Raw genomic sequence first — 9,173 nt, forward strand, 5'->3', positions numbered from 1 at the left:
ACGATCATGCGATGCCCTTCCTGCCTGGCCGAGACACCGGGGCGGCCCCGGTTCTGCCCGTCGTGCGGCACGCGTCTCACCGCGCCGGCGGCGGAGGCGCGCAAGATCGTCACGGTGGTCTTCTGCGACCTGGCCGAGTCCACCGCGCTGAGCGAGCACCTGGACCCCGAGTCGCTCCGCGCGGTCCTGATCCGCTACTTCACGCTTATGCGCGACCAGCTCGCCTGGCACGGCGGCACCGTGGAGAAGTTCATCGGCGACGCCGTCATGGCCGTCTTCGGCGTCCCGGAGCTGCACGAGGACGACGCGCTGCGCGCCGCCCGGGCGGCGGTGGACATGCAGGCGGCGCTCGAACGTCTCAACGACGACCTCGAACGCGACCTGGGCATCCGGCTCAGGGCCCGCATCGGCGTCAACACCGGCGAGGTCGTCACCTCGGGTCACGCCCACGGCGATCACGCGCTCGTCGCGGGCGAGACGGTGAACGCCACCGCCCGGCTCCAGCAGCTCGCCGGGCCGGGGGAGATCCTGCTCGGGCCCGAGACGTGGCGCCTGGTGGGCTCCTCCGCGGTGGGCGTCGCGGTCGGGCCCCTGGAGCTGCGCGGCAAGCGGCATCCGGTCACCGCCTGGCGGCTGGACTCGATGCGCTCCGACGACCCGGCGGTGATCCGGCGGTTCGACATCCCGTTTGTCGACAGGCGGGAGCCGCTGCACGAGCTGGACCGCACCCTCGACGGGATCATCAGCCGGCGCCACTGCCGCATCGTGACCCTGCACGGCGAGGCCGGGGTGGGAAAGACCCGGCTGGCGCGGCTGTGGGCCGAGCGCGCGGGGCGGCGGGGCGTCCTCGTCGGTTCCGGCCGCTGCCGCCCGTACGGCGCGGGGGGCACGCTGCTCGGGGTGGCCGAGGCGGTGCGCGAGCTGGTGACGGTGGGCACGCCCGACCCCGAGGCCCTGGCCGTGCTCCGCGACGGCCTCCTGAAGGACGGCACTCCCAATCCCTCCCAGCAGGAGACCTCCTGGGCGCTGCGCAGCGTCCTGGAAAGCCTGGGGCGTTCCACGTACGTGCTGATCGTGCTGGACGACGTGCAGTGGGCGGACGGCCCGGTCTTCGACATGCTCGGCGACCTCGCCGAGGAGTTGCGTGACACCGCGATGATGGTGCTGTGCGTGGCCCGCTCCGACCTGTTCGACCGCATGCCGGGCTGGCAGCCCGCCTCCCGGCTGGCCCTGCCCCGGCTCGGGCCGGCCGACTCCCGGCTCCTGGTCTCCGAGCTGGCCGAGGTGACGGCACACGACGGCGCCCTGCTTGAGCGGATCGCCGAGCGCGCCGAGGGCAACCCCCTGTACCTGGAGCAGCTCGTGGCCATGCTCGGTGACGGCGGGGAGCCGCACGGCCTGCCGCTGACCGTGCGCGCGCTCATCGCGGCCCGCGTCGACAGGCTCGGGCCCGACGCCAGGGCGATGCTGGAGTGCGCCACCGTGGTCGGCAGGGAGTTCAGCGTCGAGGAGCTGCGGGCCGTCTCGGGAGCCGACGAGCCGGGCGAGCTGCTGGAGGAGCTCGAGCGCAAGTCCTTCGTCGAGCACCGCACGGAGGCGACGTTCCGGTTCGCCGGCGGCCTCATCCAGGAGGTCGTGTACGGCGGCATGGCCAAGCGCAGGCGGGCCGAGCTGCACGAGCGGTTCGCCGGTTGGCTGGCCGCGGGAGAGGCCGGGGACGAGGCCGTCGGCACGCACCTGGAGCGGGCCTACCGGCACCGCGCCGACCTGGGCCCTCCCGACGACCACACCGTCCGGCTGCGCGGCGCGGCCGCGACCCGGCTGTCGGGGGCGGGCACCCTCGCGCTGCGCAGGAGTGACCTGTCCAGGGCGGAGAAGCTGCTCAGCAGGGGTGCGGAGCTGCTGGGGCCCGCCCATCCCGGCTGGCCGCGGATCAGCGGGCGGGTCGCGGAGACCGCGATCACCCTGGGCGACGTCGAGCGGGGGCGGCGGCTGCTCACCGAGGTGCTGGAACGCGCGACGGGCGACTCGGACGCGCTGGTGGCCGCGCACGCCTCGCTCTACCTGAGCCACTTCGATCCCGCGGGCTCCTTCGAGGTCGCGCGCCGGGCCATCCCGGTCTTCGAGGTGGCCGGCGACGACCTGGGGCTGGCCAGGGCCTGGACCCTGGTGGCCCAGGAGGCTCAGGGGCGCGGCAGGTTCGCCGAGACGAGGGGGATGCTGCAGCGCGCCCTGGGGTACGCCGTGCGCTCCGGCGCCGAGCTGGAACGCGCGACGATCCTGGGCAACATGGCCGCCTCCCTCTGGCTCGGTCCCGAGCCGGCCCCCGTGGCCATCTCCCGGTGCCGCGACCTGCTGGCCGCGCACGGCAGGGACCGCGGGACCGTACGTGCCGTCGTCCGCTGCCCGCTGGCGGTCCTGCTGGCCACGCGGGGGAAGTTCGACGAGGCCAGGGCCACCCTCGCGGCGGCCGGCCGATCCTTCGCCGACCTGCGGCACGCGTACGCCGACGCGTTCATGCCGATCTTCTCCGCGGCCGTCGAGTCGCTGGCCGGGCGCTGGGACGTCGCCGGGGACCTGCTGCTCCGGGCGTGCGCCAGGGCGGAGGCACTCGGCGACACCCAGCTCCTGGTCACCGCCTCGCGCGACCTGGCCGGCACGCTGCTGCGCCGGGGGGACCTGGCCGGCGCCGAGCGGTGGTCGGGCAAGGCCCTGGAGGGCTCGCCGGGCGACGCGCCGATGAACACGGCCGAGCTGCACGCGATCCAGGCCGAGGTGCTCGCCGCCCGGGGCGCCGGGGACGCCTTCCGCGAGCTCATGGACCTGGCCCTGCGCGAGGCCCGCGACACCGACTCCCCCACCTGCCGCGCCACCGTTCTGCTCGGCAACGCCCGCGGCCTCGCCCTCCTGGGGGCGTACGAGGAGAGCGGGGCGGCCGCGCGCGGCGCGGCGGCCGAGTTCGCGGCCAAAGGGCATCTGGTCGGCAAGAGCTGGGCGTCGGCGGGGCGGCGATGACCGCCCACCCCGACCTCACCTGGCGGCTCGGCGCCGAGGCCGACATCGCCGTGTCCGCCGCGGGCAACGCCGCCGTCACCCCGGAGTGGGCGTGGCAGGGCGCCACCGGGCGCGGCGTGCGGGTCTGCGTCGTGGACAGCGGGGTCGACCGTGACCACCCGATGCTCGCCCCGGTGCACGCGACCCACGCCGTGGTGACGGGCCCGGACGGCAAGGCCGTCGTGCGGGAGAGCGACGGCGCCGACAGCTGCGGGCACGGAACGGCGTGCGCCGGGATCATCCGCTCGATCGCGCCCGGGTGCGAGCTGCACAGCGTCCAGGTGCTGGGGGCGGGCTTCTCGGGAACGGGCGACGCCCTCGTCACCGGGCTCCGCTGGGCCATCGAGCGGGAGTTCGACGTGGTGAGCCTGAGCCTGTCGACCAACAGGAGGCACCTGGCCGAGCCGCTGCGCGAGCTCGGCGACCTCGCCTACTTCCGGCGGACGGTGCTCGTGGCGTCCGCGCACAACCTGCCGGTGGAGAGCTTCCCCTGGCGGTTCTCGTCGGTGATCTCCGTGGGCAGTCACGCCGAGGACGATCCCGGCCTGATCCTCTACAACCCCCGCCCGCCCGTGGAGTTCTTCGCCCACGGATCCGACGTGGAGGTGGCCTGGCCCGGCGGCGGGCGCACCCGGTGCACCGGGAACAGCTTCGCGACCCCCCACGTCGCGGCCCGGTGCGCGCTGATCCTGAGCAAGCACCCCGGGTTGACACCCTTCCAGGTGAAGACCGTCATGTACCTGACCGCTCAGAACGTGAGGAGGCCCGATGACAGGGAACGGTGAGATGGTCGCGGCGATCTCCGCCGCGGTCGCCGGTTCGGAGAGGGAACACCGGCTCCTGCTCCAGTCGATCGTCGACACGGCGCGCGTGATCTTCGGCGCCAAGGCCAGCTCGATCTTCCTGGTGAACGAGGAGCACGGGGACCTCGTCTTCGAGGCGGTCTCCGGCGAGGGCGAGCAGGTGCTCGTCGGGCGGCGCTTCCCCGCCACGCGGGGCATCGCCGGGTGGGTGCTGAACGCCAGGGACGCGCTGATCGTCGACGACCTCTCGGCGAGCACCGTGTTCGCCCGCGACATCGCCGAGTCGACCGCGTACGTACCGGGCGGGCTCATGGCGGTGCCGCTCGTCCACGACGACGAGGCGCTGGGGGTCCTGGAGGTCCTGGACCCCCACCCGCAGGCGCGGGCGAGCATCGACGAGCTGGCGCTGCTGACGCTCTTCGCCTCCCAGGCCTCGGCGGCGCTGCGGATCGTGCAGCGCAACCGCTATGCCCGGCGGGTCCTGGACGGCACCGGAGCCGAGTTCGGCGACCTGGTGTCCATCGTCTCCGCGCTGGCGGGCGGGACCGCGGGAAAACGGCAGGCCGGGCTGCGCCTGATCGGTTCGCTTCACGAGCTCCTGGTTGACAACCAGACCTGACCAATTCAGGCAGGATTCACCCATTTACTAATACTAAAGCGCATATATCATAACAATTCCATGAGCCCGCCTCACAAAGCCCGGCTAGCCTTCCGAAGTCGCCTGACCAGTCAATGGAGAATTCCCCCGTGGGTGCAACCGCAGTGCGCGAGGAGGCAGAGGCGGGAGAAACCACCTTCGCCGTACTCGGCCCTCTCGAGGCCCGCCGCAACGGCAGCCTGGTTCCGCTCGGGCCCTTCAAGCAACGCGTGCTCCTGTCCCTGCTGCTCTGTCACGCCAACAGGATCGTGCCGGTGGACCAGCTCAGCACGGCGGCGTGGAGCGAGGAGCCACCCCGGACCGCCCTGAAGAACGTCCAGGTCTACGTGTCCGCGCTGCGCAAGAACGTGCTCGGGACGGCCAACCGCGACCGGCTGACCTACCGCCCCCCCGGCTACCAGCTGCGGCTCGGCCCGCAGCACCTCGACATCCTGGACTACGAGACCCTGGCCCGCAGGGGCCGCCAGTACCTGCGCGACCGCGAGATCACCAAGGCGGCGGGCCTGCTGCACGAGGCGCTGACGCTCTGGCGGGGCGACCCCCTGCCCGACATGGCGCAGGTGCCGCTGATCAGCGACGAGCTTTCTCGGCTGCACAGCGAGCGCATGTCGGTCTACGAGGACTGGGCGGAGGCGGAGCTCATCCTCGGGCACCATGCGCACATCATCGACTCCCTGGAGGAGAACGTCCGCAGCCATCCGCTCAGGGAGCGGCTGCGCAGCACGCAGATGATCGCGCTGTTCCGTTGCGGTCGGCAGTCAGAGGCCCTGGCGCAGTACGAGGACATGCGCCAGACGCTGGCCAGGGATCTCGGGCTGCAGCCCAGCCCGGTCCTCGAACGGCTCTACCGGGCGATTCTCGCGGGCGCCCCGTCCCTGGACAGCCCGTCCTCCGGCGGCCCGCAGCACCTCGGCGCCACGCTGGCCGGCGGCCCGCGGCGTGGCGGCGCGGCCGTGCTCAGACCGCGCTCCTCGACCGGCAACGGCCAGGACGTGATCGCCCACCTCAGCCAGCTCCCCCGCGACCTGGCCGACTTCACCGGCCGCCGCGAGACCGTCCAGGACGTTCTCGACGTCTTCCGCGCCCGCCGGCACAGCCCGCCGGTGGTGATCTCCGGCCCGGCGGGAACGGGCAAGACGGCGCTGGCGGTACACGCCGCCCACCTGCTTCGCGAGCGCTTCCCCGACGGGCAGCTCTTCGTGCGGCTGCGCACGGCGGGCGGCCGGGAGCGCTCGGTTCCCGACGTGCTGGCCGAGATCCTGCGCACCTGCGGCTTCGACGGCGACCCGCCGCGCCGGGCCGGCGAGCGGGTCGCCGCCTGCCGGGCCTGGCTCGCGGAGCGCAGCATCCTGCTCATCCTCGACGAGGCGTCGACCACGGCGCAGATACGGCCCCTGCTGCCCGGCACCGGCGACAACGGAGTGCTGATCACCTGCAGGAGGCGTCTGAGCGCCCTGGAGTCGGCGCACCACGTGGCGCTGGAGGGCTTCACCCCCGGGGAGGGCGTGGAACTGCTGCGGCGGACCGCCGGCGCGGAGCGCGTCGACGCGGACCCCGCGACGGCCCTGAGCGTGGTCGCCACCTGCGGAAACCTGCCCCTCGCCGTCCGCATCGCCGGAGCGCGGCTGGCCGCCTCCCGGCACGTCCCGCTCCCCCTGTTCGCCGGCCGCCTCGCGGACGAGCACTCGCTGCTGGACGAACTGTCGGTGGACGACCTGTCGATGCGCGCGTGCGCGGCCACCTACGAGCGCGACCTCGGGCCCGACCTGTGGGCCTCGTTGCGGCGCCTGGGCGCGCTGCCGACCGGCGAGTTCACCGTCGACGACCTGGCGGCGCTGATCGGCTCCGACGCGCGGTTCGCCGCGGGCGTCGCCGACAAGCTGGTCGAGGCCCACGTGGTCACCGCGGAGTCCCGGCCCTCTCCGGTCTATCTGATCGCCGACTGGCTGCGCCTGTACGCGCGCGAGCGGCTGGAACGGGAGGAGTCCGCGACTCAGCGCACGGCGGCCGAGAGGCGGCTCCGCGAGGCGCGTGCCCGCACCCGATCGGGCCCGGCGACCGATTCCCGAACTTGATAAAAGCGCATAAAACGACAAATGACCCATTAAAAGGACTTTCCGCATTTCCCTTAACGGGCCAAGCCTCGGCAGGCTCCTCCAGGGGAAGCCGGAATGCCGGGAAGCTCGGGAGAACCGGTAAAGATAATTGTTTCAGGACCGAAAATCCCGGCAGCCCTTTGTCCATCTTGCTCACTCCGCCCGTCCCGCTTTTCCGGCCGTGAAATCGGCGACCGGTGCGGCCGGACGTCTCCACCGGGCTTCACCTCCGCCCGGGGCCTTCCACGGCTTCGGGACGGTCCTCGATGCGGAGATCAGCCGCCGGGCCTCCGCCGAGCGGGTGGTCGCGCCGCGCCGGGCCCTGTCTCGCCGACGGAGGGACGCAGGCGTACCAGCCGCATGGCCAGGTGAGCCCGGAGCCTGCCCGCGGAGTCGGCGAGGGAGAAGCCGAGGACGGCCTCCGCCCGCGCGATGCGCGCGGCCAGCGAGCTGTGGTGCAGGTGCACGGCGACGGCGGCCTGACGCCGACGCGCCAGGTGTCCGGGGTCCCGGGCAGCTCGCCGGGCCCGTCGATCGCCGGGCCGACCAGCGCACATCAATACAGGACACACCACAAAGGGCATACCGGACAGCGGGTCGGACGGCCGGTCAGCGCAGCACCGGATAGTTGGCTCGGATGAGGCCGCGCGGGTCGCGGGAGCGCTTGACGTCGCGCAGCCGGGCCAGCACGTCACCGGGGAACGCGGCCGCGGCCCGCTCACCGGGGCTCAGCGAGGTGTAGGGCTTGCGCCCGCTGGTCCGCGGGACCAGCGCGTCGGTGATCCCGTCCTGGCGGGCCCGTACGGCGTCGGCGGCCTCGGGCGAGGGCGTGAGGCCGAACATGGCCAGCAGGTACGGCTCGGCCAGGTGCCCGCAGGCGCCGCCGTCCTCGGCCGGGCGGGACAGGGCGCCGCCGAGATGGCGGATCTGCACGCTCAGCAGCGGTTCGATCGGCGCGGCCAGCAACGTCGCCGCGACCGCGTCGTCCAGATCGGTCAGCAGCTCCCCCCGATTCCGCCCGGCCCCGGGGGCGAGGGGCTCGGCGCAGATGGAGCCCAGTTCGGCCACCGGCAGCGGGCCCCGGCTGTCGGAGATCACTCCGTCGATCTTGTCCAGGCGGCGCAGCAGGTCCTGGGCCTCCCCCGTCTCGCCCAGGAACGTCACGTCCACGGCGACCATGGGCGCCGCTCCGGGGAAGTGCAGCAGGTCGAACCAGACGCTCAGTTCCCCGGGGGCGTCGGCGGTGATCTCCCGGAACGCCCGCAGCACGCGCGGGGCTCTGTCGGCGGGCCACAGGACGCGCCCCCCGTACAGGCGCGGCGCCGGGTGCAGGTCGAACTCGACGGCGGTCACCAGGGCGAAGTCGCCGCCTCCGCCGCGCAGCGCCCAGAACAGCTCGGCGTCGGACGCGGCGTCGACCGTGGCCCGCGCGCCGTCGGCGCCGACCACGTCGAAGGCGCGCACGCTGTCGGCGGCGAAGCCGTGGCGGCGGCCGAACCAGCTCAGGCCCCCGCCCAGGGTGTAGCCCACCACGCTGGGTCCCGGGGAACTGCCGGCCAGCCCCGTCAGGCCGTGCGGTCCGGCGGCGGCGAGCACCTCGTTCCACCTCACCCCCGCGCCGACCCGCGCGGTGCGCCGTTCCGGCCGTATCTCCACCCCGCCCAGCCGCCCGGTACGCAGCAGGATCACCCCTTCCACATCGCCGCTCGCACCGTGTCCCAGGGGCTGGGCGGCCACGCTCAGCCCGGCCAGGCGGGCCCAGGTGACCAGCGCGGCCACGTCGTCGGCGTCCTCCGCCTCGACCACCGCCAGCACCGGCTGGTCGACCGCCAGGTTCCACGCCCGCCCGGCCCGCTCGAACCCCTCGTCGCCCGCCGCCAGCACCGGCCCCCTGACCGCGCGCCGCAGGTCGTTCCCGATCGTCATGATCTCTCCCTTTCGACGTCCCCACTCTCGGACGACCGGGCTGGGATCGAGCTGAGGTCGAGTTGGGGTCCGGGCACGGCCCCCGCCGCGAGGGCTTCCCCATGACGACGATCCCGGAGGCGATGGCCAGGGGACCGGCGACCGTCAGCTTCGACAGCCCGCACGGCCCCAAGGGGATGATCACCGGCGAGGTCGACGGGCTGCCGATCAAGCCGTGCGCCAACGCCGGCCTCGCCGCCGCCCTCATCCGCGTCATCGAGGACGAGGAGCTGCGCCACCGGCCGGCCTGGGGCGCTCCGGCGACCGCCGCCACCTACGACGTGGAGTCCGTCGGCGCCAGATGGGACGCCCTCCCGGAGGAGCTGCCGGCCCGCCGCGACGGCACCTACGTCAAGCCGGCGCCCGCGGTGCCGGACTCCGGTAGGGAAGAGATCGCCTCGCGCCAGGGCGCCAGATCGAGGCCCGGATACCGAAGCGCCATGGCGGTGAGCGTGTCGGGTGTCCAGAAGGCGTGACCGGGCGGAGAAAACCCGACGGGTGATCCCGGAACTGGCCCCGTACTTCGACCAGGTCGTGCTGCTCGGCTACCCGCCGTTCCTCAAGGACGTGATCGACACCGGGATCGCGCAGGGCCTG

7 protein-coding genes are annotated in these 9,173 nt (G+C 73.6%); 5 read left to right on the forward strand and 2 right to left on the reverse strand.

What is annotated here, in order from left to right:
- Positions 1 to 6: 6 nt before the first annotated feature.
- The 4 genes from ACTOQ2_RS41465 to ACTOQ2_RS41480 all read left to right on the forward strand — a co-directional run bounded on the left by ACTOQ2_RS41465 (position 7) and on the right by ACTOQ2_RS41480 (position 6,590).
- Entirely contained in the window at positions 7 to 3,015 is a 3,009-nt protein-coding gene (locus tag ACTOQ2_RS41465; RefSeq protein WP_440107128.1) for an adenylate/guanylate cyclase domain-containing protein, read from the forward strand.
- Positions 3,012 to 3,839 carry a S8 family peptidase gene (locus tag ACTOQ2_RS41470; protein WP_440107130.1) on the forward strand — a complete coding sequence of 276 codons (828 nt, stop codon included), beginning with the start codon at positions 3,012 to 3,014 and terminating at the stop codon, positions 3,837 to 3,839. Before ACTOQ2_RS41465 ends, ACTOQ2_RS41470 begins: the two co-directional genes overlap by 4 nt.
- On the forward strand, positions 3,823 to 4,476 hold the full coding sequence (locus ACTOQ2_RS41475) for a GAF domain-containing protein (protein WP_440071962.1): 654 nt from the start codon (positions 3,823 to 3,825) through the stop codon (positions 4,474 to 4,476). Before ACTOQ2_RS41470 ends, ACTOQ2_RS41475 begins: the two co-directional genes overlap by 17 nt.
- Before the next feature lie 128 nt (positions 4,477 to 4,604).
- Positions 4,605 to 6,590, forward strand: coding sequence for a BTAD domain-containing putative transcriptional regulator (locus ACTOQ2_RS41480; protein WP_440107132.1), 1,986 nt, complete (start codon positions 4,605 to 4,607; stop codon positions 6,588 to 6,590).
- Between the two features lie 296 nt (positions 6,591 to 6,886).
- Here the strand turns inward: ACTOQ2_RS41480 and ACTOQ2_RS41485 are convergent, their stop codons facing one another.
- Entirely contained in the window at positions 6,887 to 7,195 is a 309-nt protein-coding gene (locus ACTOQ2_RS41485) for a helix-turn-helix domain-containing protein (RefSeq protein WP_440107134.1), read from the reverse strand.
- Between the two features lie 25 nt (positions 7,196 to 7,220).
- Complete coding sequence (locus ACTOQ2_RS41490) at positions 7,221 to 8,537, reverse strand: FAD-binding oxidoreductase (RefSeq protein WP_440107136.1); 1,317 nt, start codon at positions 8,535 to 8,537, stop codon at positions 7,221 to 7,223.
- A gap of 62 nt (positions 8,538 to 8,599) precedes the next feature.
- Here ACTOQ2_RS41490 and ACTOQ2_RS41495 point away from each other — a divergent pair, with 62 nt between their 5' ends.
- Positions 8,600 to 9,052 (forward strand): glycosyltransferase, encoded by a 453-nt coding sequence (locus tag ACTOQ2_RS41495; RefSeq protein ID WP_440107138.1) that lies wholly within the window; start codon positions 8,600 to 8,602, stop codon positions 9,050 to 9,052.
- The last annotated feature ends 121 nt before the right edge of the window (positions 9,053 to 9,173 follow it).

Origin of the sequence: Streptosporangium sp. H16 (genome assembly GCF_051918855.1) — a bacterium.
Taxonomy (GTDB): Bacteria; Actinomycetota; Actinomycetes; order Streptosporangiales; family Streptosporangiaceae; genus Streptosporangium.

Excerpts from the sequence above, each read along its gene's own strand:
- ACTOQ2_RS41475 (WP_440071962.1), top strand. The coding sequence starts at position 3,823 with ATGACAGGGAACGGTGAGATGGTCGCGGCGATCTCCGCCGCGGTCGCC.
- ACTOQ2_RS41465 (WP_440107128.1), top strand. The coding sequence starts at position 7 with ATGCGATGCCCTTCCTGCCTGGCCGAGACACCGGGGCGGCCCCGGTTC.
- ACTOQ2_RS41490 (WP_440107136.1), bottom strand. The coding sequence starts at position 8,537 with ATGACGATCGGGAACGACCTGCGGCGCGCGGTCAGGGGGCCGGTGCTG.
- ACTOQ2_RS41470 (WP_440107130.1), top strand. The coding sequence starts at position 3,012 with ATGACCGCCCACCCCGACCTCACCTGGCGGCTCGGCGCCGAGGCCGAC.
- ACTOQ2_RS41485 (WP_440107134.1), bottom strand. The coding sequence starts at position 7,195 with ATGCCCTTTGTGGTGTGTCCTGTATTGATGTGCGCTGGTCGGCCCGGC.